Annotated in this window: 23 protein-coding genes; 12 read left to right on the top strand and 11 right to left on the bottom strand. The window is 70.9% G+C overall.

Annotated elements, in window-relative coordinates:
• Window positions 1-44: 44 nt before the first annotated feature.
• Entirely contained in the window at window positions 45-899 is an 855-nt protein-coding gene (locus ACZ7DY_RS11900; RefSeq protein ID WP_471133291.1) for a helix-turn-helix domain-containing protein, read from the bottom strand.
• 78 nt (window positions 900-977) lie between these two features.
• Between ACZ7DY_RS11900 and ACZ7DY_RS11895 the strand changes: the two genes are divergently transcribed.
• The gene (locus ACZ7DY_RS11895; protein WP_471133290.1) at window positions 978-1403 is read left to right on the top strand and encodes a VOC family protein; all 426 of its coding nucleotides are present in this window, start codon (window positions 978-980) and stop codon (window positions 1401-1403) included.
• A gap of 154 nt (window positions 1404-1557) precedes the next feature.
• A complete protein-coding gene (locus tag ACZ7DY_RS11890; protein ID WP_471134526.1) occupies window positions 1558-2148 on the top strand; it encodes a class I SAM-dependent methyltransferase in 591 nt (196 codons plus the stop codon).
• Window positions 2149-2167: 19 nt separating this feature from the next.
• Here the strand turns inward: ACZ7DY_RS11890 and ACZ7DY_RS11885 are convergent, their stop codons facing one another.
• The 3 genes from ACZ7DY_RS11885 to ACZ7DY_RS11875 form a co-directional block, all read right to left on the bottom strand.
• On the bottom strand, window positions 2168-2752 hold the full coding sequence (locus ACZ7DY_RS11885; protein ID WP_471133287.1) for a TetR/AcrR family transcriptional regulator: 585 nt from the start codon (window positions 2750-2752) through the stop codon (window positions 2168-2170).
• A gap of 25 nt (window positions 2753-2777) precedes the next feature.
• A complete protein-coding gene (locus tag ACZ7DY_RS11880) occupies window positions 2778-3794 on the bottom strand; it encodes an aldo/keto reductase (protein ID WP_471133285.1) in 1017 nt (338 codons plus the stop codon).
• A 159-nt stretch (window positions 3795-3953) separates the two neighbouring features.
• Complete coding sequence (locus ACZ7DY_RS11875) at window positions 3954-5420, bottom strand: MFS transporter (protein ID WP_471133283.1); 1467 nt, start codon at window positions 5418-5420, stop codon at window positions 3954-3956.
• 101 nt (window positions 5421-5521) lie between these two features.
• On the opposite strand from ACZ7DY_RS11875, the gene ACZ7DY_RS11870 reads away from it, so the two are divergent.
• Both ACZ7DY_RS11870 and dusB read left to right on the top strand, forming a co-directional pair.
• Entirely contained in the window at window positions 5522-6460 is a 939-nt protein-coding gene (locus tag ACZ7DY_RS11870; RefSeq protein ID WP_471133280.1) for a helix-turn-helix transcriptional regulator, read from the top strand.
• Window positions 6461-6508: 48 nt separating this feature from the next.
• Entirely contained in the window at window positions 6509-7648 is a 1140-nt protein-coding gene (gene dusB / locus ACZ7DY_RS11865; RefSeq protein ID WP_471133278.1) for a tRNA dihydrouridine synthase DusB, read from the top strand.
• A gap of 53 nt (window positions 7649-7701) precedes the next feature.
• On the opposite strand, the gene ACZ7DY_RS11860 is transcribed toward dusB, so the two are convergent.
• Complete coding sequence (locus ACZ7DY_RS11860) at window positions 7702-8403, bottom strand: O-methyltransferase (RefSeq protein ID WP_471133276.1); 702 nt, start codon at window positions 8401-8403, stop codon at window positions 7702-7704.
• A gap of 414 nt (window positions 8404-8817) precedes the next feature.
• Between ACZ7DY_RS11860 and ACZ7DY_RS11855 the strand changes: the two genes are divergently transcribed.
• Both ACZ7DY_RS11855 and ACZ7DY_RS11850 read left to right on the top strand, forming a co-directional pair.
• A complete protein-coding gene (locus ACZ7DY_RS11855) occupies window positions 8818-9012 on the top strand; it encodes a hypothetical protein (RefSeq protein ID WP_471133273.1) in 195 nt (64 codons plus the stop codon).
• 37 nt (window positions 9013-9049) lie between these two features.
• Window positions 9050-10570 carry a hypothetical protein gene (locus ACZ7DY_RS11850; protein WP_471133272.1) on the top strand — a complete coding sequence of 507 codons (1521 nt, stop codon included), beginning with the start codon at window positions 9050-9052 and terminating at the stop codon, window positions 10568-10570.
• A gap of 141 nt (window positions 10571-10711) precedes the next feature.
• On the opposite strand, the gene ppdK is transcribed toward ACZ7DY_RS11850, so the two are convergent.
• Window positions 10712-13462 carry a pyruvate, phosphate dikinase gene (ppdK, locus tag ACZ7DY_RS11845; RefSeq protein ID WP_471133270.1) on the bottom strand — a complete coding sequence of 917 codons (2751 nt, stop codon included), beginning with the start codon at window positions 13460-13462 and terminating at the stop codon, window positions 10712-10714.
• A gap of 853 nt (window positions 13463-14315) precedes the next feature.
• On the opposite strand from ppdK, the gene ACZ7DY_RS11840 reads away from it, so the two are divergent.
• Window positions 14316-15335, top strand: coding sequence for a Tn3 family transposase (locus ACZ7DY_RS11840; protein WP_471133268.1), 1020 nt, complete (start codon window positions 14316-14318; stop codon window positions 15333-15335).
• On the opposite strand, the gene ACZ7DY_RS11835 is transcribed toward ACZ7DY_RS11840, so the two are convergent.
• Both ACZ7DY_RS11835 and ACZ7DY_RS11830 read right to left on the bottom strand, forming a co-directional pair.
• Window positions 15269-16129, bottom strand: coding sequence for an ABC transporter permease (locus tag ACZ7DY_RS11835; RefSeq protein ID WP_471133266.1), 861 nt, complete (start codon window positions 16127-16129; stop codon window positions 15269-15271). The genes ACZ7DY_RS11840 and ACZ7DY_RS11835 overlap by 67 nt on opposite strands.
• On the bottom strand, window positions 16126-17052 hold the full coding sequence (locus tag ACZ7DY_RS11830) for an ABC transporter ATP-binding protein (protein ID WP_471133263.1): 927 nt from the start codon (window positions 17050-17052) through the stop codon (window positions 16126-16128). The genes ACZ7DY_RS11835 and ACZ7DY_RS11830 overlap by 4 nt, the downstream gene beginning before the upstream one ends.
• A gap of 133 nt (window positions 17053-17185) precedes the next feature.
• Between ACZ7DY_RS11830 and ACZ7DY_RS11825 the strand changes: the two genes are divergently transcribed.
• The 5 genes from ACZ7DY_RS11825 to ACZ7DY_RS11805 all read left to right on the top strand — a co-directional run bounded on the left by ACZ7DY_RS11825 (window position 17186) and on the right by ACZ7DY_RS11805 (window position 22539).
• Window positions 17186-18358: a sensor histidine kinase gene (locus tag ACZ7DY_RS11825; RefSeq protein ID WP_471133261.1), complete on the top strand. Its 1173-nt coding sequence runs from the start codon at window positions 17186-17188 to the stop codon at window positions 18356-18358.
• Window positions 18355-19011, top strand: a complete 657-nt coding sequence (locus ACZ7DY_RS11820) for a response regulator (protein ID WP_471133258.1) — start codon at window positions 18355-18357, stop codon at window positions 19009-19011. Before ACZ7DY_RS11825 ends, ACZ7DY_RS11820 begins: the two co-directional genes overlap by 4 nt.
• Window positions 19012-19175: 164 nt before the next feature.
• Window positions 19176-19820: a recombinase family protein gene (locus tag ACZ7DY_RS11815; protein ID WP_471133255.1), complete on the top strand. Its 645-nt coding sequence runs from the start codon at window positions 19176-19178 to the stop codon at window positions 19818-19820.
• A 234-nt stretch (window positions 19821-20054) separates the two neighbouring features.
• Window positions 20055-20267, top strand: a complete 213-nt coding sequence (locus ACZ7DY_RS11810; protein WP_471133253.1) for a hypothetical protein — start codon at window positions 20055-20057, stop codon at window positions 20265-20267.
• A gap of 13 nt (window positions 20268-20280) precedes the next feature.
• Window positions 20281-22539 (top strand): hypothetical protein, encoded by a 2259-nt coding sequence (locus ACZ7DY_RS11805; RefSeq protein WP_471133251.1) that lies wholly within the window; start codon window positions 20281-20283, stop codon window positions 22537-22539.
• Between the two features lie 17 nt (window positions 22540-22556).
• Here the strand turns inward: ACZ7DY_RS11805 and ACZ7DY_RS11800 are convergent, their stop codons facing one another.
• The 3 genes from ACZ7DY_RS11800 to ACZ7DY_RS11790 are packed head-to-tail and all read right to left on the bottom strand — an operon-like array spanning window position 22557 to window position 25620.
• The gene (locus tag ACZ7DY_RS11800) at window positions 22557-23417 is read right to left on the bottom strand and encodes a carbohydrate ABC transporter permease (protein WP_471133249.1); all 861 of its coding nucleotides are present in this window, start codon (window positions 23415-23417) and stop codon (window positions 22557-22559) included.
• A gap of 5 nt (window positions 23418-23422) precedes the next feature.
• Window positions 23423-24352, bottom strand: a complete 930-nt coding sequence (locus tag ACZ7DY_RS11795; protein WP_471133247.1) for a carbohydrate ABC transporter permease — start codon at window positions 24350-24352, stop codon at window positions 23423-23425.
• Complete coding sequence (locus ACZ7DY_RS11790; protein ID WP_471133244.1) at window positions 24349-25620, bottom strand: ABC transporter substrate-binding protein; 1272 nt, start codon at window positions 25618-25620, stop codon at window positions 24349-24351. The genes ACZ7DY_RS11795 and ACZ7DY_RS11790 overlap by 4 nt, the downstream gene beginning before the upstream one ends.
• Window positions 25621-25732 lie beyond the last annotated feature (112 nt).

The raw sequence follows: 25732 nt of genomic DNA, 5'->3' as shown, positions 1-25732 counted from the left end.
GTTCCGGGTCATGGAACCGGGGGCTTCCCGCTGCGCGGACCACCTCAGGTGTTCTTGGGCGTGAGTACGAGAACGGTGGCGTCCTGCGGGTGCGGGGCGAGCAGCAGGGTCATGCCGTAGGGGCGGGCCGGGCCGCCGCTCTCCGCAGGGGCGAGGGTGACGGTGCGGGAGGGGAAGCCGCCGACCGAGCGGCAGGCCCACCAGTCGGCCAGGTCGGGGCGTGCCGCCCGGAGCCGGTCGGTGAGGCGGCGGAAGGGCGCGGCCCCGGGACGGTGGTCGGCGCGGGTGCGCAGGTGCCGGTACAGGTCCATGGCGACCGGTTCCCAGCCGGGCAGCAGCCGTTGGTGCCGCTCGTCGCCGACGAGCAGGAGCAGCAGGTTCCGGCGGTCCTCGGGGAGCGTCGCGGGATCGGGCCACAGCGTGGCGTAGGCGTGGTTCCAGGCGAGGATGTCGAGGGCCGGGCCGAGGAGCAGCGCCGGGCTGTGCGGCCAACTGTCCAGCACGGCTCGCAACTCCGGGTCGTACGCCGTCCGCGCGCCGCCCGGCGCCGGGGCGTACCCGGCGAGGGCCAGCGCGTGCCGGTGGGAGGCGTCGTCTAGGCGCAGGGCGCGGGCGACGGCGTCCAGGACCTGCCGCGAGGTGTCCACGCGGCCCTGCTCGAGCCACGTGTACCAGGCCACGGAGACTCCGGCGAGGACGGCGACCTCCTCGCGGCGCAGCCCCTTCGCGCGGCGGCGGGCGGTCGGCGGCAGCCCGACGTCGCCGGGGGCGAGGCGCTCACGGTGGGCACGCAGGAAACCGCCGAGCTCGCGACGGAGGGCACCGGAAGCGGTCCCCGCGGTGGTCCTCGTGGCGGTACTCGTGGTCTCCGCTGTCCCGACGGTCTCCGTGGGTTCCATGCGCTCAGCCTATGACCGGCACTCACCCCCACAGAGACCCCTCTGGCTACGGCAGTCGTACGGGACGAGGCTGGCCGCATGACTCAGACCCCCGCGATGTGGCGCCGCCACAACGACTCCACCCACCTGCCCGCCCCGCGCCCCTTCCTCCGCGTCTACACGGGCCCCGGCACGCTGGACGCGCTGGCCGCCTCGTACGAGCGGCTGCTCGGCACGGAACGCGACATGTGGTTCACCTATCCCGAGAAGAACCTCGCCCTCGCCGCGGTCGGCGCCTTCCTCCTGATCGAGGGCACGGAGGAGACCCTTGCGCCCTTCCGCGCGACGCACGGCACGCTCCTCGTCGACTCGGCGACCGCGTACCTGGACCGCCTGGCGGCCGAGGGCGCGGAGATCACCGAACCGCTGATCGAGGTCCCCACGGGCTCGGGCTTCACGGCGAGGCACCGGGACGGCACGGTGATCGAGTACGTGGAGCACCGGCCGACGCGGGAGGGGCTGTAGCGGCCGGTGTCAGTGGTGGGTCCTAGGGTGCTCGACCGTGACCGAAACCTCCACGCACCTCACCACGAAGCACGTCACCCCGAAGCACCTCACCACGAAGCACAACAGCGCGACGCACCTCGCCACCACGGCGGACGCCTACGACGCCGTCGCCGTGCAGTACGCCGGACTCGACCGCACCGACCTCGAAGGCCCTTCCCTGGACCGCGCGTTGATCGCCGCCTTCGCCGACCACGTGCGGGCCGGCAGCGGGGGACCCGTCGCCGAACTGGGCTGCGGGCCGGGGCCCGTGACCGCGCTGCTGCACTCGATGGGCCTGGACGTCTTCGGCGTCGACCTGTCGCCCGTGATGATCGGCATCGCCCGCGAGACCTACCCGCAGCTGCGGTTCGAGGTCGGCTCGATGGACGCGCTCGACCTGCCCGACGGCACACTGGCCGGAGCGGTGTCCTGGTACTCCGTCATCCACACGCCGCCGGAGGAACTGCCGCCGTACTTCGAGGAGTTCGGGCGGGTGCTCGCGCCCGGCGGCCTCCTCCTGCTCGCCTTCTTCGAGTCCGAGGGCGGTCCGGTCACGCCGTTCGACCACAAGGTGACGACGGCATACCGCTGGCCGGTCGACGGCCTCGCGGAACTCGCGCGCCTGGCCGGCTTCACGGAGATCGGCCGGATGCTGCGGGAGGGCGAGCGGTTCCGGCGCGGACACCTGCTCATGCGCCGCGCGGCGCCCGCAACCGCGGGCTGACCCGGACGACCGACCGGCCCTAGGCGCGCAGGCCCCGCACCGTCAGGTCGAGCACGGCGGTGAACGCCTCCCCGATGCCCGGTCGTGACCAGTGCGGGGCGTAACACGGGTCGTGGAAGCGGGACGTGGCGTCGAAGACGGCGCGGGCCGAGAGGGCGGGGTCGGCGGAGGCGAAGACGCCCGCGGCCACGCCCTCCCGGATGATCTCCGTCAACTGGCCGGTGAGGTCGGCGATGTGGTCGTCCACCACGCCGCCGTTCTCCTCGGTCAGCACCGTGTAGGTGGCGAAGAGTTCGGGATCGTCACCGGCCTTGTGCTGCTTGGCCTCGAAGAGGCCCGCGAGCCAGTGGCGGAGCTTCGCCTCGGGCGGCTCGGCACCGGTGACGATGTCCGCGAGCACCACCGACGTACGGTCCAGCCACCGCTTGGTGACCGCGCCGCGCAGCTCCGCCTTGGTGCGGAAGTGGCGGTACACCGTGCCGTGGCTCACCCCGAGGGCGCGGGCCACGTCGACGACCGTGGCCTTGGCCGCGCCATGCCGGCGCAGCACCTCCTCGGTCGCTTCGAGGATGCGCTCGGGGGTCAGGGGAGCCGCGGTTGCCATGGCATAGACCGTACCCGTGGCCGGCTCAGTGCTCGCTGTCGAGGTGTGCCATCTGCGCCTCGGGGTAGCGCGCGCCGGCCGCCGCGCCGGCGGGCACGGCCGCCTCGATCGCGGCCAGGTCCGCGTCGTCGAGCGTCACGTCGAGGGCGCCGAGCGCCTCGTCGAGCCGGTCCCGGCGCCGGGCGCCGACCAGCGGCACGATGGCCGCGCCGTGGCGGGGGCCCTGGGCGAGCACCCAGGCGATGGCGGTCTGCGCGACGCTGACGCCCTTCTGGTCGGCGATCTTCCGCAGGGCGTCGACCAGGTCGAGGTTGCGGTCGAGGTTCTCGCCCTGGAAGCGGGGGCTCATCGAACGGAAGTCGTTCGCGGCCAGCTGCCGGTCGCGGGTGAAGTGGCCGGAGATGAGGCCGCGCGAGAGCACGCCGTACGCGGTGACGCCGATGCCGAGCTCGGCGACGGTCGGCAGGATCTGGGCCTCGATGCCGCGCGAGATCAGGGAGTACTCGATCTGGAGGTCCGAGACGGGCGCCGTGGCCGCCGCCCGGCGGATCGTGTCGGCGCCGACCTCGGAGAGGCCGATGTGCCGCACGTACCCCTTCTCGACCAGCTCGGCGATGGCACCGACCGTCTCCTCGACGGGGACGTCGGGGTCGAGGCGGGCGATGCGGTAGACGTCGATGTGGTCGACGCCGAGGCGCTGGAGCGAGTACGCGGCGAAGTTCTTGACGGCCGCCGGGCGCCCGTCGTACCCCGACCAGCCGCCGTCCGGGTCCCGCAGGGCGCCGAACTTGACGCTGGTCAGCGCCTGTTCGCGGCGGGCCGCCGGGGCGGTGCGCAGGGCCTCGCCGATCAGGAGTTCGTTGTGGCCCATGGCGTAGAAGTCGCCGGTGTCCAGGAGGGTGACGCCCGCTTCGAGGGCGGCGTGGATGGTCGCGATGGATTCGGCGCGGTCCGCCTCTCCGTAGAGCGCGGACATGCCCATGCAGCCGAGGCCGAGGGCGGAGGTGCGGGGGCCGGTGGTTCCGAGAGTGAGAGTGCGCATGCGTCCACGATGACATGACGAATGACAGAAATCAATATCTGTCATTCGTCATCTGTCACCCGATGCCAGGAGCCGGCGCCTGGTGGGCGGTACCCCTCAGGCCCTCGCCGTCTCCGGGCGCACCTCGTGGCGGGACGGCTCGCTTCCGTGAACCTCGGGTCAGCGCTCTCCGGCGCCGCTCATCTCGCGCGGCAGCCGCAGGCTCAGCAGCGCCAGGCAGAGAAGACCCGCCAGCTGGACGCCGAGCGCGGCCACGAACGCGTCCCGCATGCCGAGGTCCGGCACCAGCGCGAGGAAGAGCGAGCCGACCGTCGCCACGCCCACGGCCAGGCACGACTGCTGCACCGTCGCGGCGAGACCGCCGCCCGCGCCCGCCCGCGCGGCGGGCACGGCCGCGAGCGCGACCCGGTAGTACAGCGCGAGCTGCACGCCCTGCCCCGCCCCGCACAGCAGCAGCCCCGGCGCGAGCGCGTACGGGCTCAGCCCGGACCACGACGTCCACAGCACCGTCAGACCCAGCACGGCGAGCCCCACCGCGTGCACCAGGGCGGCCCGGGTCATCGCCCGGGTGCCCCAGCGGCGCACCAGGCGCGGCACGAGCATCGACGCCGGAATCTGCGTGAGCCCCATCGGGATCACCGTCAGGCCCGCCTTCAGCGCCCCGTATCCGAGGCCCTGCTGCAACAGGATCGCGAAACCGAACATGAAGCCGCTGAACCCGATGAAGATCGGCAGGCCGAGCACCAGGCTCCTGCGCACACCGGGCTCGCGCAGCAGCGAAGGGGGCAGCAGCGGTGCGCCGCCGCCGAGCTCGGCACGGCGCTCGACGGCCCCGAACGCCCAGCCGAGCAGGGGCGCCGCCACCAGCAGGAGCACGGACCACAGCGGCCACCCCGTCGCGCGGCCCTCCGTCAGGGGCAGCAGCAGCGCGGTCAGCGCGCCCGCGAACAGGACGGTGCCGAGGACGTCGCTGCGCGCGGGCCGCTCGGCACGGCTGTCCGGCACCGCGCGGACGCCGACGGCCAGGGCGGCGACCGCGATCGGCACGTTGACGAGGAAGACCGCGCGCCAGCCGGTGCCGCCGAGGTCAGCGGCGACCAGGGCGCCGCCGAGTGCCTGGCCGAGCAGGCCCGCGACGCCGCTGACGGCGCCGTACAGGGCGACGGTCCTGGCCCGCCGCTCGCCCCTGGTCGTCGCGTGGATGGTGCCGAGCACCTGCGGCAGCATCAGCGCGGACGCGGCGCCCTGCGCCACGCGCGCCCCCACCAGCCACCACGCGCCGGGCGCGAGGCCGCAGGCCAGCGAGGTCAGCCCGAAGGCGGCCACGCCCCACAGGAAGAGTCTCCGGCGCCCGTAGGTGTCGCCGAGCCGGCCGCCGAGGACGAGGAGCACCGCGTACGCCACCGCGTACCCCGCGACGACCATCTCCAGGGTGGCGGGGGAGGCGTGCAGGTCGCGTTCGATGCTGGGCAGGGCGACGTTGACGATGAAGAAGTCGATGCTGGAGAGGGAGGCGCCGAGGAGGACGGTGAGCAGTCCGAGGGAGGTCAGGGCGGCGGGGCCGGAGGGCCCGCCCCGTGCTCGCCGAGGTGCGGCGGATGTGCCGGTACCGGTTGCAAGGGTCATGCGTACGACGGTCGTCCGGTCCTCAGAGGGGTACCAGAGTCTCCTTATCCTGGTACCAGGCGAACCTGGAAACAGGCTGCGCGATGGCGCAGCCTTGACGCGTGACCACGACCGCGACCACCACCACGACCGCCTCCACCCTCGCCACCGCCCCCATTCCCGCGACCGGCCCCGCCACGGCCCCGGACACCGGCGCCGACATCCGCAGGCAGGAGCTCGCCGCGTTCCTGCGCAGCCGCCGTGAGCGCGTCACGCCCGAACAGGTCGGCCTGCCCCGCGGTTCCCGCCGCCGTACGCCGGGGCTGCGCCGCGAGGAGGTCGCGCAGCTCGCCTGCGTGGGCGTCACCTGGTACACGTGGCTGGAGCAGGCCCGGTCCATCAAGGTGTCCGCGCAGGTCATCGACGCCATCGCGCGGGCCCTCCTGATGGATCCCGGCGAGCGCGCCCACCTCTTCGCGCTCGCCGGCGCCGTCGACCCGCGCCCGGAGGGTGAGTGCGCCGCGCTCTCCCCGGAGGTACGGCGGCTGCTGCGCCGCCTCGCCCCCTACCCGGCCACCGTGCAGAACGGCCGCTACGACGTCCTCGCCCACAACCGCTCCTGGACGCACGTCTTCGGCGACTTCGAGGCGATGGCGCCGCGCGACCGCAACTGCCTGTGGCTCCTGGCCACCAGCGAGAGCTGGCGCGAGACCTTCGTCGACCGCGACGAGATGCTCCGCGACCTCGTCGCGAAGTTCCGCGGCTCCATGACCGAGCACGGCGCCGAACCGGCCTGGAAGGAGCTGCGCGACCGGCTGGCCGGGGTCTCCGCCGAGTTCCGCGAGCTGTGGGAGCGGCACGAGGTGGCCACCATGTCCCCGCACGTCAAGCGCTACCAGCACCCCCGCGTGGGCCTGCTCAGGCTCGAACACCGCATGCTGTGGATGGCCCCGCTGCCGCAGGCCCACCGGCTCATCGCCTACGTCCCCGCCGACGACGCGACGGAGGAGCGCCTGGAGCGCCTGGCGGAGCTCTGCGGGGAGGGCGGGAGCGCCACCTGACGAGTGAGGGACAATGAAGGGTCCCGTCATACGTTCCGGAGTTCATCGATGCCCTCCCTGCCGCAGCCCCTGTCGATCGGCCCGCACACCGTGCAGCCGCCCGTCGTGCTCGCCCCCATGGCGGGCATCACGAACGCGCCGTTCCGGACGCTCTGCCGGGAGTTCAGCGGCGGCAAGGGCCTCTTCGTCAGCGAAATGATCACCACGCGCGCCCTGGTGGAGCGCAACGAGAAGACCATGCAGCTGATCCACTTCGACGCGACCGAGAAGCCCCGGTCCATCCAGCTGTACGGCGTCGACCCGGCCACCGTCGGCAAGGCCGTCCGCATGATCGCGGAAGAGGACCTCGCCGACCACATCGACCTGAACTTCGGCTGCCCCGTCCCCAAGGTCACCCGCAAGGGCGGCGGCTCCGCCCTCCCGTACAAGCGCCCCCTGCTCCGCGCGATCCTGCGCGAGGCCGTGAGCGGCGCGGGCGACCTGCCGGTCACCATGAAGATGCGCAAGGGCATCGACGACGACCACATCACGTTCCTCGACGCGGGCCGCATCGCTGTCGAGGAGGGCGTGACGGCCATTGCCCTGCACGGCCGCACCGCCGCCCAGCACTACGGCGGCACCGCCGACTGGGACGCCATCGCCCGCCTCAAGGAGCACGTCCCCGAGATCCCGGTGCTCGGCAACGGCGACATCTGGTCGGCGGCCGACGCGGTCCGCATGATGGCCGAGACCGGTTGCGACGGCGTCGTCGTGGGCCGCGGCTGCCTCGGCCGGCCGTGGCTCTTCGGCGACCTGGTGGCGGCCTTCGAGGGTACGGGCGCGCCGGCCGCCCCCGACCTGCGCGAGGTCTCCCGCGTCATGCTGCGGCACGCCGCCCTGCTCGGCGAGTGGATCGGCGACGAGGCGCGCGGCGTCATCGACTTCCGCAAGCACGTCGCCTGGTACCTGAAGGGCTTCGCGGTCGGCTCGGAGATGCGCAAGCGCCTCGCGATCACCTCCTCCCTCGCCGAACTGGAGGACGGGCTCGGCGAGCTGGACCTCGACCAGGCGTGGCCGGTGGGCGCGGACGGCCCGCGCGGCCGTACGTCGGGCAACAACCGCGTGGTCCTGCCGGACGGCTGGCTCAAGGACCCCTACGACTGCGCGGGCGTGGGCGAGGAAGCGGAACTGGACACGTCGGGCGGCTGAGGGCCGTCCGGGGCCGGTCTCCCGGCCTGCGTCACCGGTCTCCCGGCCCTGCGTCACCGGCGTCGCGTCGCGAGGAACATCCCGGTCGCGCAGGTGAGTTCGGCGACGACCAGCCGGGGATCGCCGAAGAGGCGCTCGCGCAGGTCGGTGATCCGGGTGTAGCCCGCGGGGTGCGTGGCGTCGCCGATGTCGTCGATGAGGAGCGTCCCGCCGGGCCGCAGCGCGTCGACGACGCCGTCGAGCCCCTTGTCCTTGGCGGCCGGGGTGTCGGCGAAGACGAGATCGAACGTGCCCTGCCCGCCGATGAGTTCCAGGGCGTCGCCCTCCAGGACGGACGCCCACGGCGGCAGCCCGGAGGCCCGTACCGCCGCGGCCCGGGCGGGGTCGAACTCCACGCTGAGCACCTCCGCGTCCGTACGGCCCCCGAGCCCGTGCACGATCCAGGCGAGGCCCACCCCCGCCCCGGTCCCCGTCTCCAGGATCCGCCCGCCCACGGGCACCGAGGCGGCGAGCGCGGCAAGGAGCGAACCGACCCCGGGATCCGAGGACTTGGTGAACTCCAGCCGCCGTTCGCGGTCCAGGGCCAGCGCGACACCGGGCGGCACCCGCACGGCGTCCACGGCGTCGGTGCTCCGCCGGAGCCGCTCAAGCTCGGCCGCGGTCGGGGGATGGTCGAAGGTCAGGGTGACCCGGCTCCGGCCGGCGGACTTTCGCGCCTGTTCGTTTCCGTCCCGGGTGAAATCGAATTGAGTCATGATGTCGCTCGCCCCTTTCGCTCCCGCTCTTCCCGCCCGGTCGTGCGGACGGCAGTTCCGTGGACGGTAGTTCAGCGGGACCCGGGACCGCCTTTCACAAACGTGCCGTAAATCTCCGGCCGGCGCCGGACGCCGGGCGGGCGCCGGACGCCGGAAGTGGCGTGCTTTGTGGCGTTTTCCCGGCAGGGGGAAGCGCGTATTTCCGTACGCGGCCGGCACCACCCTGCACACCGGCCCCTGGTGGCCCAGAAAACACGAGCTCTGGCCATTACCGTGCGGTGGCTGATTCCGGTGGCCGCCCGCATTGCACGCCACTCACTCTCGTTGACCTCCCGCAATTCCGCTCGTACGTTGCCCACGAGGAGACACGGAAGAGAGGTCTCCACACCACCTTTCTGTCGGGAAGGACTCGTCATGAGCAAATCGCAATCCCCTGAGGGACAGGGTTCGGAAACCCCGCAGGCCCTCACCGCCGTGACCCTCGTGTTCAGCCGTGAGGTCTCCGAAGAAGAGGCCAGGGAGATGCAGGCGCAGCACGACGCGCTGCGCGCCGTGGTCCAGCCGCAGTTACCGGACGACCACGACCACGACCACGCCGCCGAGGTCTGACCGCCGGCGCACCGAATCAGGGCAGAGGTCGATTCTCATGGCAGAGATGACCGAGTTCGACGCCGTTCTGTCGCAGGGTCGACCGTTCGGCGACGCCATCTATGTGCACGAACAGATGCGGGGCGCGCATCTGCACCGGCTGAAGAAGGTCGCCGACCGGCTGCCCGCCGCCCGGCGCCTCCTCGACGCCCTCAACGGCGCCGACCTGCACCGCGAGTACCGCGCGCTCGGCGACCCCGTCGTCCGCTGCGCCATCCAGCAGTCGCTGGCCCGTGTCACGGCGGGCGCCGAGGTCGTGCTCCCCCTCGCGCTCTGCGAGGAGGTCCTGGAGGCGACCGCCCGCCACCTCGACGCCGAGACCGCCGCCGGGCCGTCCGAGGCGGGCGCCGCCGAAGCGCACCGCCTCGACCCGGCGGCGGGACCGGCCTGGTTCTGGGACCCGCGGCGCCCCGACGACGCCTTCGGGCAGGCCTTCCGGCTGCTCGTCGCCAGGGAGTTCACCGACCAGCTGTGCCCACCGGGACCCGCCGAAGTCGCGATGGTGCGCAAGGCGGCGGAGCTGCTCCGGGAAATCCTTCCCGAGACCTCCCGCAGCGCCCTGCACCACACCCATGTGATCGGTATTTCCCCGGGTGTCGGCGCCTGGGCGAGGAAATCCTCCACGTCCCAGTTCCGAATGGCCGGAATCATCTTCCTGAACCGGAGACTTCTCACGAACCCATGGTGGGTCGCCGAGCACCTGCTGCATGAATCCCTGCACCAGAAGCTCTACGACTTCCGGCACGCGCATTCCCTGCTGGTGCGCGACGTGGAAACCGACCACGGACTTCCGGACGAGGCGAAGAGGGTGATTTCCCTGTGGAATTCACCGGGCCTCAACGGAACCAACCGATGGGACCCGCACAGGACCATTGCGGCCTTCCACGTATACGTCCACCTGTCGCTCTTCTGCACCCTCGCGGAACAGCGCGCCCCCGGCCTGGAGAACCACTACGGGCCGGTCGACGCCCCCCACCCCATGACCCCGGGCCGCAAGGCCTTCGAACGGGCCCACTACCTCGGCGAGCAGCTCCGCGCGACCACCTGGCCCGAACTCGGCCTGGCCGGACGGGGGCTGACCGACTGGCTGACATCCGTCCTCCAGGCGCTCGACCCCGCGCCCCCACCACCGGGCGCCACCCTCCACCTGCTCCTGCACCGCTATCTGCGGGAGGCCGCCAAGGCCCGCAAGGCCCTGCCGGACGCCGCGCTCGAACGCAGGCTCGCCACCCTCGCGGAGGTGGAGGCGGTCTCCGTACGGGCCGTCCTGGAGGCGACCGGCGCCCCCGAAGAGGCCGCCGAGATCACCGAAGCGCTCACCGCCCGCCCCGAACCGGAACGGGGTGCGGCCTTCCCCGACCTGCGCCAGGTCATCGCCGACACGCTCACCCGCCGCGCACCGGACGGCAAGAGCCTCGACCCCCTCGCCCCGCACGCCCCCAGGCGCCCGGACGAGATGGTGCGGGACATGGTGGAGTCGTCGAGCCACGCCCTGGCCACGATGCCGGAACTCACCTGACCCACCTCCGGGCGTGGTCTACACCCGCCCGCCCACACGAAAGGGCAGCACCCCCGCACAGGGTGCTGCCCCTTCTTCGTGAACCGGAGCCGACGCCGCATCGGTCATGAGGGTCGGGGACACGGCGTCGGCCCCGGAGCTCTACCGGTGGTCGCTGCCCACCGAGTGGGAGGCCGCGCGGCCGGCCTCAAGCCGGGCCACCGGGATACGGAACGGCGAGCAGGAGACGTAGTCCAGGCCCACCTCGTGGAAGAAGTGGACGGACTCCGGGTCGCCGCCGTGCTCGCCGCAGACGCCGAGCTTCAGGTCCGGGCGGGTCTCACGGCCCGCCTTGACCGCGTCGCGCACGAGCTTGCCCACGCCGTCCTTGTCGATGGTCTCGAAGGGCGAGACCCCGAAGATGCCCTTCTCCAGGTACGCGGTGAAGAAGCTCGCCTCCACGTCGTCACGGGAGAAGCCCCAGACGGTCTGCGTGAGGTCGTTGGTGCCGAAGGAGAAGAACTCGGCGGCCTCCGCGATCTGGTCGGCCGTCAGCGCGGCGCGCGGCAGCTCGATCATCGTGCCGAGCGCCAGCTTCAGCTCGACGCCGGTCGTCTCCTGGACCTCCGCGATGACCTGCTCGGCCTCCTCGCGGACGATCTCCAGCTCCTGGACCGTGCCGACGAGCGGAATCATGATCTCCGCACGCGGGTCGCCCTTGGCGGTTTTGCGCTCGGCCGCGGCCTCCGCGATGGCCCGCACCTGCATGGTGAACAGGCCGGGGATGACCAGACCGAGGCGGACGCCGCGCAGGCCCAGCATCGGATTCTGCTCGTGCAGGCGGTGCACGGCCTGGAGCAGGCGCAGGTCGTTCTCGTTGGCGTCCTTGCGGGACTCGGCGAGCGCCACCCGCACGGACAGCTCGGTGATGTCCGGCAGGAACTCGTGCAGCGGCGGGTCGAGCAGGCGGACGGTGACCGGCAGGCCGTCCATCGCCTCGAACAGCTCCACGAAGTCCCGCTTCTGCAGCGGCAGGAGCTCCTTCAGGGCGTCCTCGCGCTCCTCGTCCGCGTCGGCGAGGATCAGCCGCTCCACCATCTCGCGGCGCTCACCGAGGAACATGTGCTCGGTGCGGCACAGGCCGATGCCCTGCGCGCCGAAGCGACGGGCACGCAGCGCGTCCTCGGCGTTGTCCGCGTTGGCGCGCACCCGCAGGCGCCGCACGCGGTCCGCGTACGCCATGATCCGGTGGACGGCGGCGACCAGTTCGTCGGCGTCGTCGGCGCCGGCGTGCATGCGGCCCTCGAAGTACTCGACGACGGGGGAGGGGACCACCGGCACCTCACCGAGGTACACCTTGCCGGTCGAGCCGTCGATGGAGACGACGTCGCCCTCCTCGACGACGATGTCGCCCACCGTCATCCGGCGGCGCTTGGTGTCGACCTCCAGGTCCTCGGCGCCGCAGACACAGGTCTTGCCCATGCCGCGCGCCACGACGGCGGCGTGCGAGGTCTTGCCGCCGCGCGAGGTCAGGATGCCCTCGGCCGCGATCATGCCGTCGAGGTCGTCGGGGTTGGTCTCGCGGCGGATCAGGATGACCTTCTCGCCCGAACGCGACCACTTGATCGCGGTGTACGAGTCGAAGACCGCCTTGCCGACCGCGGCACCCGGCGACGCGGCGATGCCCCGGCCCAGCTGCTCGACCTTGGCGCTCTCGTCGAAGCGCGGGAACATCAGCTGCGCGAGCTGCGCGCCGTTGACGCGCTGCAGCGCCTCGGCCTCGTCGATCAGGCCCTGGTCCACGAGCTGCGTCGCGATGCGGAACGCGGCACCGGCGGTGCGCTTGCCGACGCGGGTCTGCAGCATCCACAGCTGGCCGCGCTCGATGGTGAACTCGATGTCGCACAGGTCCTTGTAGTGCGTCTCGAGCGTCTCCATGATCTGCATGAGCTGGTCGTACGACTTCTTGTCGATCTGCTCCAGATCGGCGAGCGGCACGGTGTTGCGGATGCCCGCGACGACGTCCTCGCCCTGCGCGTTCTGCAGGTAGTCGCCGTACACGCCCTGGTGGCCGGAGGCCGGGTCGCGGGTGAACGCGACGCCCGTGCCGGAGTCCGGGCCGAGGTTGCCGAAGACCATCGAGCAGATGTTGACGGCCGTGCCGAGGTCGCCGGGGATGCGCTCCTGGCGGCGGTAGAGCTTGGCGCGGTCGGTGTTCCACGACTCGAAGACCGAACGGATCGCGAGGTCCATCTGCTCGCGCGGGTCCTGCGGGAAGTCCCGCCCGGCCTCCGTCTTGACGATCTTCTTGAACTTGGTGACCAGCTTCTTGAGGTCGGCGGCCTCCAGGTCGGTGTCGACCGCGACCTTCTTGGCCTCCTTGGCCTTCTCCAGCGCGTCCTCGAAGAGGTCGCCGTCGACGCCGAGGACGGTCTTGCCGAACATCTGGATGAGCCGGCGGTACGAGTCCCACGCGAAGCGGTCGTCGCCGGACTGCTTGGCGAGGCCCGTCACGGACTTGTCGGAGAGCCCGATGTTCAGGACGGTGTCCATCATGCCGGGCATCGAGAACTTGGCGCCCGAGCGGACCGAGACGAGCAGCGGGTCGTCGGCCTGGCCGAGCTTCTTGCCCATCTTCTTCTCGAGGGCGTCGAGGTGAGCGCTCACCTCGTCCCGCAGCTCGACCGGCTCCTCGCCGCTGTCGAGGTAGGTCTTGCAGGCCTCGGTGGTGATGGTGAAGCCCGGGGGGACGGGCAGCCCGAGGTTGGTCATCTCGGCGAGGTTCGCGCCCTTCCCGCCGAGAAGGTCCTTGAGGTCCCTGTTGCCCTCGGTGAAGTCGTAGACGAACTTCACGTCCTGGCCCTCGGTCGTCTCACTCGTGTGAGCTACGTGGGGATCTTTGTTTTCCGACACGGGTCTCGACTCCTCGAGGACTCGGTGGCTGCCCTGACGGCGAGGAACATACCCAGATCGAAGGCACCTGGGTACGTCCACTTGCGCGTCATGCGGCCGTAACCACCCGTCCGCCGCTAGATCGAAAGTGACTCAGCGGTAGCGGGGGAGGAGGAGGCGTGTTCAAGCCTTGAACTGACTACCCCCGTAGAGCCTGCGAAACGCTCAAACGAGCGGAGAAATCTCAGATGTGAGTTCACCTCATGAATGATCGAGCAGTGGCACTGAGTGCCACCCCTTGGAGAAGTGCAGTCGCCCGCGAGGCGCTCATCTGAGCGCAAGCCCTATCAGGGGTGGCGAGAATCACGCCGTTTGAGGCGGCCGAATGTCAGCATCCGGACCCCTCCGTGAGAGGCCGGCCCCACCTCGGGCCCGCCGCCCACCTGCCGCGACGAGCACCGCCGGCCGGACCGGCCGCGCGATGCACCCGCGAGGCGGGGTGGGGCGCGCGGGCGGGTGGTCCGGGGCCCGCCCGCGAGGACGGGTGTTCCGGCCAGATCTCCGCCGATCACCGGAACGTGAACAGACCGCGGACACCGCCGACCCACCGCTACCGACCTGCGCGACCGCTTCCGCTGCCATCGCGACTTGTGGATGCCGGAGCCCGGCTTCCCCGTGCTCGCCTCGGACGCGGGCCATCTGCCGTGGTCCGCCTCCCGGAGGCCCTCGCCGGCTACGGCACCGGGACGCGTACCCGGTCCCGGCGATCCGCCAGCCGCAGGACCCGGAGAAGTTCATCGAGGCCCTGGAGAAAAGGCTGCGCGAGGCCCTGACCCGCTTCGGCACGGCGCTGGAGCTGGGCACTACGGGCGGGGTGGACATCGTCAAGAGACATGGCGAGCCGTGGATCAAGGTCTCGCCGCTTGGCAAGCAGGAGGAGCCGGAGAACCTCGTCGTGCTGAAGGCGGAGATCGAACGCCGCTGGGGCACCATCGACCTGATCGACATCCTCAGGGAGGCCGAGTTCGCCACCGGCTTCACCGGCGAGTTCACCTCGGTCGCCACCAGGGAGACGGTCCCGAAGGCGGTGCTGCGGCACCGGCTGCTGCTGGTGCTGTTCGCGCTCGGGACGAACATGGGCATCAAGCGCGTCGCGGTCACCGGCAAGCACGGCGAGAGCGAGGCCGTCCTGCGCCGCGTACGGCACCTGTTCGTCAACCGGACCAACCTGCGCGCGGCGCTGGTGCGGCTGGTCAACGCCACCTTCGCCGCCCGCGGTCAGGCGTGGTGGGGCGAGGGCACCGCCTGCGCGAGCGACTCCAAGAAGTTCGGCTCCTGGAGCTCGAACTTCATGACCGAGTGGCACCAGCGCTACCGCGGGCCCGGCGTGATGATCTACTGGCACGTCGAGAAGAAGTCGCTGTGCGTCTACAGCCAGCTCAAGTCCTGCTCGGCCTCCGAGGTCGCCGCGATGATCGAGGGCGTGCTGCGGCACTGCACCCTGCGGCGCGAGACCAACGACGGGCTCCAGGTCGTGGAGAACTGGAACTCCGCCAACCACGACCTGTTCTACGGCAAGGACGGCGACCTGACCGGCTCCGACAAGGAGTCTCACACCTCGCCCTCGCCGCCGAGGCATCCCTGGTGCCCGGCCCCCGTAGGGCGTCCGGCTCGCAGCCCCCTCGACCTGCACCGCGCGGCACGACCAGGCCGAAAGCCTGAGCGCGGGGCGGAGCCGTCACACTCCCGTCTGGCACCCGGCGAGTACGGACCGGGGGCCTGCTGCAATGGCCCGGTGTGCATCTTTGACAGCCAGGCCCTGCGGGCTCACAGATCGTGCCGGCGGACGGCGACCACAGCGACGACTGCTGCGGCGAGGGGCCAAGCCGCGTAGACGATCCATGACCCGCTGATGGTCGCCGGGTAGGGGGCCGATCCGAAGGGGTCGCCCACCTGCACCAGTCGTTCCCACGCACTGCGGGGCAGCGCGTGAAGGATGGCGGACGACCAGCGGTGGCGGTCGTTGAGGAGGAACGGCAGCAGCAGAAGGATTCCGGTGAACGTCACGAGGGTGGCTGCGGTGTGCCGGATGAGGGCGCCGAGGCCAATGCCGACGAGCGCACACACCGGAGCGAGCAGCGCGGATGCCGCGACGGCGCGGAGCGCGCCGGGGTAGTCGAGGGACAGGCCGATGTCCCGACCGGACAGGATGGCCTGTGTCACGCCGAACGAGGTGCCCGCGACGACCGTGCCGTAGAGGAGCATGACTGCCGTCACGACGGTCATCTTGGCCGCTACGACCGATCGGCGGGCCGGTACTGCCGCAAAAGTCGTGCGGATCTGTCCGGTGCTGTACTCGCCGACGACCGTGAGGGCGCCGATGCTGCCGGTGGCGAGTATCAGGACCATGCAGGCGCCGATGGTGAAGGCGTCCCGCATGGCCCAGATGGGAACGAAGAGGGCCCGGATCCCTTCGTTGTAGGCCGGCCAGTTGCTGTAGTCCGCGACGGCCGCGCTGATGTTGATGGCGATGATGACCAGCGCGCTGACCCCGAACGCCCAGGAAATGGACCGCAGCGACCAGAGCTTGATCCACTCGGCGGCGAGGAGGTCGCGGAAGCGGGCGCCGGGCTCGGCGGCGCGCACGGCGGTCGAGACCCCCGTCTGCTGTGTGGTGGTCGAGGTCATCGGGATTCTCCTGCGAGGTATTCGACGCTGTCGGCGGTGAGTTCCATGAACGCCTCCTCCAGCGAGGCGGTGCGGGTGGCCAGCTCAAGGAGCACGATGCGGTGGTGGGAGGCGAGTTCCCCGATGCGGGCCGCGCTCAGGCCGCTCACGGTGAGCCACTCCTCTGCGTCGGTGACCGAGTCGTCCGGCTGTACCGAAGCGCCCTCGGCTTCGAGCACGGCTGCCAGCGCGGTGGGGTCGGGCGTCCGCACGGTCACGCGCTGGCGGGTGCCGCGGGCCGCGAACTCCGCCACGCTCTCGTCGGCGATCAGCTCGCCCCGGCCGATGACGATCAGGTGCTCGGCGGTGTTCTGCATCTCGCTCATCAGGTGGCTGGAGACGAACACCGTGCGCCCCTCGGCCGCCAGCCGCCGGAACAGGCCGCGCACCCATCGCACGCCCTCCGGGTCCAGGCCGTTGACCGGCTCGTCGAACAGCAGCACCGGAGGGTCCCCGAGCAGAGCCGCGGCGATGCCGAGCCGCTGTTTCATGCCCAGGGAGAACCCGCCGATGCGGCGCCTGCCCGCAGGAGCCAGTCCTACCTCCTCAAGGACCTCGCCCACCCGGCGCCGCGGAATACCGTTGCTGCGGGCCAGGGCGGACAGATGGGCCACCGCGCTGCGACCGCCGTGGACGTCATGGGCGTCGAGCAGGGCACCGGCGTGGCGCAGGCCGCGCGGATGGTCCCGGAACGGGTGACCGTCGATGGTGGCGGTGCCGCTGGTGGGTTCGGTCAGGCCGAGGAGCATCCGCAGTGTGGTGCTTTTGCCTGCGCCGTTGGGGCCGAGGAACCCGGTGACGTGGCCGGGGCGCACGGTGAAGGTCAGGCCGCTGACGGCAGTGGCCTTGCCATATCGCTTGGTCAGTTCGTTGACTTCGATCACCCGGCCAACGGTGCCGGGGAGAGTGCCCGTCCGGCATCGGCCCGTCGGCTGCACTGGCGGGAGGGCTTGTATCCCGTGGGCGTACGCCCACGGGCCAATGCTCCGCCGCTGGTCAGGCGATTACGATCGCCCCATGTCCGCCAAGCCGCGTCCCCTGCTGTCCCGGCACCTGCGGCCGGCCGCGCGGGCGGCTCTGGCCTGGTGTGGGGCGATCGCCTACCCGTTCGTGCTGTTCTTCGCGGCACGCGGCACGCCTTTCGACTCCCCAGGCTTGCCCTTCGTGTCGGCGGCCGCGGTCACGGTCCTGCCTCTCGGACTGCTGCGCCGCCGTCCGCTGCCGGCCCTGGCACTGATGCTTCTGGGTACGTACGTCACGGCTACGACGACGCCGTTCTGGCAGGTCGTGTATCTGCTGGTTCTGGCGAACGACCTCGCCGCCGGATACATGGTGGCCAACCGGCCTCGCCGCATCGCGGTCACCGCTGCCGTCACGACGCTCGGCGTACAGGTCGCCTTCGCCGCACGTCTTGGGACCGGGACGGACGGCTTCACCCGCACGGTCGTGGTCCTCGTCCTGGCCCTTGCCGCCGCCTGGATGACCGGCCATTCGGTTCGCGAACGCCGCGAGCACGCCGCGGCACTGCGCTCGCAGACCGCCGCCCAGGCCGTCGCGGCCGAGCGGCTCCGGATCGCCCGTGAGCTGCACGACATGATCGCGCACAGCATCGGCGTCATCGCCATCCAGGCGGGCGTGGGCCGCCGGGTCATCGACACACAGCCGGACGAGGCCCGCAATGCGCTGGCCACCATCGAAGACACCAGCAGGGAAACCCTCGCCGGGCTGCGGCGCACCCTGGGTGCACTGCGCCGAACCGAACCGGGCACCGGGGCGGGGGCCCCGCCGCGCGAGCCTGCCCCGGGACTGGCCGACCTGGACCGGCTGACCGCGTCAACGAAGGACGCGGGCGTCCATGCCGACGTGCGATGGCTCGGAGAACGACGGTCCCTACCGCCCGATATCGACCTGGCCGCCTTCCGGATCGTCCAGGAAGCCCTCACCAACGTCGTACGCCACGCGGACACCCCCGACTGCCGCGTCACCATCGGCTACCAAGACGGCGAACTGACCATCGAGGTCGCCGACGACGGCCGCGGCGGCCCCGCCTCCGGCACCGGATACGGCATCACCGGAATGCGGGAACGCGTCACCCTGCTGCGCGGCCAGTTCACCGCCGGGCCGCTACCCGAGGGCGGCTTTCGTGTGGCAGCCCGGCTCCCCCTCCCCGAAAGAGTGCACATCTCATGACGGTCCTCGTCGTGCTCGCCGACGACCAGCCATTGGTCCGCAGCGGTCTGCGCGTCCTGATGGCCGACGCCCCCGACATCGACGTCGTGGGAGAAGCCGGAACCGGCGCCGAAGCGGTCCGACTGGTCCGGGACACCGGGCCCGACGTGGCAGTGATGGACATCCGCATGCCAGGCATGGACGGCATCGAGGCCACCGGGCTGATCACAGCAGCCGCTGGAGCGACGCGCGTCCTTATCCTCACCACGTTCGACGACGACGAGTACATCTACGGCGCGCTCAGAGCGGGTGCGAGCGGATTTCTCGTCAAGGACATGGCACTGGACGACATCCTCGGGGCGATCCGCGTGGTCGCCGCCGGAGACGCCCTGATCGCCCCAAGCGTCACGCGCCGCCTCATCGCAGAGTTCGCCGCCCGCCCCGAACCAGCTCTGCATCCACGACCGATCGGGAACATCACCGAGCGGGAGCGCGAGGTACTGACCCTCGTCGGACGCGGCATGTCCAACAGCGAGATCGCCACCCACCTCTACATCAGCGTGGCCACGGCGAAGGCACACGTAGCGCGGCTACTGGCCAAACTCGAAGCCCGCGACCGAGTCCAACTTGTCATCACCGCCTATGAGACGGGTTTGGTAACCACACCTCGCTGAGTATCAAGCACCTCAGTCGCCGAAGCTCGCCAGCAAAAGCGACGCAACACGAACTCTCATAAACGTTCCTTTGCGCGAGCAAGATCAACAATCGGCCGCCGGACCCCGCTCGACACCCGATCGGTTCTCGGAACCCGTTCTCACCCAAAAGAGGGGAGGCCCCCTTGCCGCTCGCGCGGCGGCGCGGTCGCCTCCGCCTACCACACCCGCCGCTTCACCCTGGTGCCCCGGCTGAAGAAGGCGCTACGGGTGCCGACCGCGGCCCGGGCCGGCCGTGGCGGCCGGGCACCCTGCCGCCGGCGCCGATCGACCCGGACCTGCCGAGCGCGGACATCCGCATCGGCTACGCCCGCTGCTCGACCCTCGGGCAGGAACTCGACTCCCGACTCGACGCGCTCAGCAAGCACGGCATCCCGAGGGACAAGATCTTCAGCGAGAAGATCAGCACCCGCGTCCGCGTACGGCCCAAGTTCGAGGAAGCGCTGCGGACCGCGCGGGAGGTCAAGGCGCACGCCCCGCACTGCCGAGTCATCTTCACCGTGTACGAGATGAAGCGCCTCGGCCGCGACGCCGCCGAACTCACCGCGCTCGCCGACCACCTCACCGCCCACGGCCTGGTCCTGGAGATGCTCGCCGGACCCCTGCCCGGCATCTACGACCCCACCGGCCCCGGCAAGCTGCTGTTCGCGTTGCAGCCCACGCCGACTTCGCCGCCCTCCAGGCGGCCGGCGAACTCCTCGGGCCCCGCCTTGCTCTCCCTGACCGATCGTCACTCTGATCACAGAGAGCTACTTGTCACTTCGCCGTAGCTTCGGGAGAACAGGGCCTATCCCGGCGGTGGGCGGCGCTTAGCAGTTGGATGCCGATTAGTCAATAACGCTTGCGAGTTGGGTGGGCGGCGTCCCCGTGCGGGGTGCCGCCTGCTTGTTTTTGGTAACCAATTCCTCGAACTAGTCTGCCTATCCGGCAAGTATGGCGGTGTCGTGCGCGCCGGTGCCAGGCTTCTCGATAATAACCAGCCTCCGTAGAACAGGTGTTGATCGATGGGTGAATCCGAAGAGGAGGCCCGGGTTCGACGGGAAGAACGGGAACGGGAGTTCGCCGAGGCCGACTTGGAGCGCCGTCGTCGCGTCGCGGACCGGCTGCTGATTCTCCGGGCCGTCTTCGTGATCGTCGAGGCCGTGACGGGAAATCCGGTCTACCGGTGGGCCCATCGGTTCATCAAGTGGGTCATCGATCTCCTCCGGGACCAGTGATGCGAGGTAAGGCATGAGCGAGGACTACGTCGGGGGCCCGTTCCCGGTCCCGGTATCGCTGGAGCGTCAAGAAGAGTGGATCGAGGCGGTGTTGGCGACGGAGGGGGTCAACCTCCCGCGTGGCGCGCTGGAGAACATCGCCCCCTTTGTCGTCGACCCCGAGCAGACGCTGGGCGAACCGGATGCCAAGGGAGTGCGCAGGCTCAAGGGGAGCGCGGTCCGGCGCATTCGCACGGACGCCGGTGACATGGTCGTCGCCGTCGTCCGCATGCACGGCGTCGGCGGCGTGCAGTGGGGGCACAACGAGCGGATCAGTTCGATCTGGCGGTCCGTCGCGGACCCGTCGGTAGGGCCCACCACCGAGGGGGCGCTGGGCTCGATCCGGCCCTGGGCGAGCGCCGACGGGGGCGAGGTGTTCGCGGCACTGGAGAGCACCGTGGCCGACCGGCAGGCGCTGATGCTGAACGCCGAGGACGCGGCGGACGCCCTGGACAAGCGCGACCGGGTCCGTCCGTACGACCTCGAAGCGGATCTCGTCCTCAATGGACAGCAGGACCCGGGAATGTATGTTCCCCAACAGGTACGCGTCAAGGACAATACCGAGGTGGACGCGGACGGCAATCCGCTTTATCCCGACGCTTATTGGGGGTGGATGGCGGTTCGAGGAAACAATCGAACACAGAAGAGGCAATCGATTTTCTGTTTGACTTCGGGGGAGGTCCTGGCCGGCGTCCCGATGGAGAAGCTGGGACGGGACGGTGACGGATTCGTCTGCGACCCCCGCGTCTGGCTACCCGAATTCTCCGCCGTACTCAATAAGGAGTACGCGGAGACCGAGGACAACGAGCAGGACCCCACCAAGAGTTCACGGGCCCGGCGGGCCGCGGCGATCGCTGTGGTGGACGCGCACCTGGTGATCGGCACGCCGACCCCGCAGCGCCTCTACCGCATCGTGCAGATGAACAACCGCAGGGACCACGTGCATCCGCCGCTGGAGTTCGCGGCCATCGACCGCTCGCGGGCGCTCGGCAGGAGCGTCCTCGGGATGTACGTGGCGCAGCGGTTCATGGACGAGAAGACGGCCGAGGTCCTCTCGGGTCTCGCGCCGATCCGTGAACTCCCGGGCGCCACACCGGACATGGAGGTGTCCGAACTGCGTGACCTGCGGTCCATGCGGTTGCTCCAGGAGTTCTTCCCCGCCGAGCCGCGCAGACAGCTGCTGCTGCGGCGGGCGCTCAGCGAGATCCATCCGCCGTCCCAGCTCCAGGCCGGGGAGATCAACCAACGGGCCCGCACCTGGTCGGCGCTGACCTCGGAGAGCTACCCGAGGCCCTGGAACCCGCGTGTGGGGGAGGTCTTCACCACCAAGGTCCGCGGCGGCATCGAGCTGTCCGGGCGCAGGCTGCCGGAACTCCTCGCCGCGGCCGGCACCGACGAAGCGGCCTTCGAGGAACTGGTGGCCTACCGGGCCGCGCACTGGCTGGCCGCCTTCGGGATCATCGAGCCCGACCGGGGTTCGCTCGACGGCCAGGAGGTGATCGGCGACGCGGGCGAGCGGATCCGGCGCTCGCGCAGGACCGTCATGAACTGTCTGCAGGCGCTGCGGCACGACAAGAGCCGGATGATGGCCGTGGGCGTGCTGCGGGCGCTCGCCGCGGCCATGGACGACGGGGACCGCAAGCCGTGGCGGGTCAGCGGCTCGGGCAAGGAACTGCCCGGCCGCGAGATGAACTCCCTCTGGTTCGACCTGGAATTCCCCAAGGAGACCGGAACGAGGCCGCGCAAGGCGGCGGCCACGGCCGCGCCGAGGCCGCCGGTGCCGGTGCCGTCGGGGACCCTGCCCTTCGGGGCCGCGCCCGCCACCAGCGGCAAGCCGTCCGGCCCTGTGGTCCCGGGGCCGGCGGCGACCGGCCCCACGGTCTCCGCGCCCCCGGCGCCCGGAGCCACGCCACCCGCCGCGCTGCCGGCAGCCGGCTCCGTGTCGTCGTCCCCGACCGCCGTCCCGCTGCCCGCGCAGCCATCGGCGCCCGCCGCCGAGGAGTACCCCGACACCCTCCTGACCCGCATCGAGGCCCAGGTCAAGAGCCTGCACGCCGCCGCCGCCGAGGCCGCCGTACTCCTGGAGACGCTGGCCGCGCAGAGCGACGGGGCCTCCGACGGGCCTCCCCTCACCCGGCCCCGCGCCGACGTCCTCGTACGCCTGGTGAACCAGTCGCTGTCCAGACTGCGCAAGCTGCCCGAACGCGTGGAGGAGCTGACCGAAGCCGAATGAGGCCGGTCGTGGCCCGGTCAGTCGTCGATCCCCGACCGCTCCACCCCCGCCACGATCCACCGCTGGAAGAAGAGGAAGACCACGAGCAGCGGCACGATCGACACCGCCGCCGCGACGAACAGTTCGTGCAGGCGGATGACCTGGGAGGTGGTGAAGGTGGCCAGGGCCACCTGGACGGTCCACGCGTCGCGGTCCTGGCCGATCACCAGGGGCCACAGGAAGGAGTTCCAGGCGCCGATGAACACGATCGTGCCGACGGCCGCGAAGACGGGGCGCGAGTTCGGCACGACCACGCGCCAGTACGTGCGCCAGTATCCGAGCCCGTCGACCCGCGCCGCGTCCTCCAACTCCCGTGGGAAGCCCAGGAAGTACTGCCGGAAGATGAAGCACGCGAAGGCCGAGAAGAGGGTGGGCACGATCAGGCCGCGCAGGGTCGACACCCAGCCGAGCGAGGAGACGAGCACGAAGCTCGGCACGAAGGTGACGGCCGCCGGGACCATCATCGTGCCGAGGATCGCGTAGAAGACCCGGTCCGCGTGGCGGTAGGGGATGCGGGCCAGGCCGTACCCGGCGAGCGAGGCGAGGACGAGGGTGCCGAGGGTCGTCGCGACCGCGATCAGCGAGGAGTTGAGCAGGGCGCGCGCCATCGGGACCGTCGGGTCGTCGAAGAGCTCGGAGAGGTTCGACCAGTGCAGCGTCGAGGGGAAGAACGTCCAGTCGGGCGAGGTGATGTCGTCCTCGGACGCGAGGCCGTTGCGCACGAGGAGGTAGAAGGGGATCAGGAAGAGCAGCGCGAGGGCGATCAGCAGGACGACGCGCAGCGCGCGGCCCACCCGCACCAGGGCGTCCTCGAGCGGGCGTTTCGCCGGTGTGGTCACGGTCGTCAGTCCTCCTTCCCGCCGAGGCCGAACCAGCGCGCCTGGCCGATCGTCACCACCGCGATGATCAGCGCGAGGATCACCGCGCCCGCGCTGCCGAAGCCGAGGTTCTGCTCCTGCCCGAGCGCCGTGTAGTAGAGGTAGACCAGCGGCGGGCGGGCGTAGGGCGGGTAACCCTGGGAGTCCGAGAGCAGGTTGTAGAACTCGTCGAATGCCTGGAAGGCGTTGATGACCAGGAGCAGTGTCACGGCGACGGAGGTCGCGCGCAGCTGCGGGAGCGTGATGTGGCGCAGCACCTGCCAGCCGGGGCGCGCCCCGTCCACCGCCGCCGCCTCGTACAGGGTGGGCGAGATCCGTTGCAGGCCCGCGAGGAAGAGGATCATGTAGAAGCCGGCCTGGAGCCAGAGCCGTACGGTGACGATGACCAGCCAGTACCAGGGCGGATCGGTGGTCGAGAGCCATGCGGTCTGGTCGGCGCCGAACCAGCCGAGGACGGTGTTGGCCAGCCCGAACCGCACCCCGTTGAAGATCGACAGCTTCCAGATCAGCGCCGCCACGACGTAACTGCACGCCGCGGGGAGGAAGAAGACCGACCGGAAGAACGCCTGGGCGCGGCGCATCTGGTTCACCATCAGCGCGAGCGCGAGGGACAGGACGAACGTCGTCGGCACGATGAAGGCGGAGAAGACCGCGAAGGTGACGAGGCTGTCGGTGAACGCGTCGTTCCGCAGCATCGAGGTGTAGTTGTCGAAGCCGATGAAGTCGGTCGGCGAGACCGTGTTGTGGGCGTCGAAGAAGCTGAGGTAGACGCTCCAGGCGAGCGGCACGTACGTGAAGAGGGCCAGGCCGAGCGCGAAGGGGCCGACGAAGACCCAGAACCACAGGGTGCGGTTCTGGGTCCCCAGGAGCCGGCGGCCGACGGGGGCGCGGCTCACGACTTCTTCCTGGCGCGGTCCAGCTCGGCCCGCACCTTGCGCACGACGGACTTCAGCTCACTCTCCGGGTCGGCGCCGGACTTGATGATGCGGCTCAGCGCGTCCTGGTACGCGGTGCGGCTCGGCGGCGTCCACAGCAGCGGCTGGGCGTAGCCGTACTCCGTGGAGTAGCGCACGGCGTCCCCCGCCGGGCCCTCCTTCAGCTTGTCGGCCTTCTTCGCGAGGGAGAGCCTGGCCGGGATGTGGAAGCCGTACGACAGCGCGAAGTCCTCCTGGTACTCCGTGCGGTCGATCCACAGCCACTTCAGGAACTCCTTGGCCGCCTTCTTGTGGTCGCTGCGGGCGCTCACCGCCGCGCCGTACGACCCGACGGGCAGCGCGGGCCTGCCGTGCGCGCCGTCGGCGGGCAGCGCGAGCACGCCGAAGTCGTCGCCCAGCTCCTTCTTCACGGCGGGCAGCGCCCACAGGCCGCACCACTGCATGGCGGTCAGCTCCTGCACGAACGCCGACGGGTCCGACCAGTCGGCGGGCGCGCCGAGCAGCAGCGACTTGTCCGCGTACAGCTGGTGCAGTTTGCCGAGGGTGCGGGCGGCCGCCGGGTCGTCGAAGCCGACCTCGCCGTCCTCGGTGACGGAGGAGAGGCCCGCCGCGTACAGGGGCGTGATGCCGAGGGCGCCCGCGCCGCCGTCGTTGCCGAGGAAGAGGCCCTTCACCTTCTTGGTGGTGAGCGCCTTCGCCGCGTCGACCAGCTCGTCCAGGCTCTTCGGCGGCCGCACGCCCGCGTCGGCCAGCAGGCTCTTGCGGTAGTAGAGCAGGTGCATGTCGGCGACCTGCGGGATGGCCCAGATCTTCCCGTCGTACGTCTTGGGCGCCAGCAGCACCGGGTTGAAGTCGTCCTTCACGCCCTCGAAGAGATCGGTGAGGTCGACGACCTGGCCGCCCCTGATCTGGTCCAGGGAGGGGCCGTTGACCTCGAAGACGTCCGGGCCGGAGTCGGTGAGCAGGGCCGCGGCGGTCTGCTCGTCGTAGTTGCCGGGCCGCCACTGGACGCTGACGTCCGCCTTCTTGTACGCGGTGGCGTACCGCTTCACGGCCTGTTCGGTGCCCGCCTCGCCGTACTGGTGGTACCACTGCGACAGCTTCGGCCCCTTGCCCGAACCCCCATCGCCCCGGCCCGTGTTGGAGCCGCACGCGGTGAGCAGCCCGAGCGCGGCGCCGGTCGCGGCGGCCGTGCCCGTGCCGAGCAGTGTCCTACGGCTGATGGTCATGCTGGTCGTCCCCCTGCGTGATGTCGGAACTCCGTGGCGTGGCCTTGTGTGCCCGGCTCAACGATCAACCATGCGGCGCGATTACGACAGGGGTGTTGCGGCCGAGTGTCAC

It is taken from the genome of Streptomyces sp. NPDC037013 (assembly GCF_055607265.1).
This window is presented reverse-complemented; position numbering and strand designations above follow the sequence as displayed.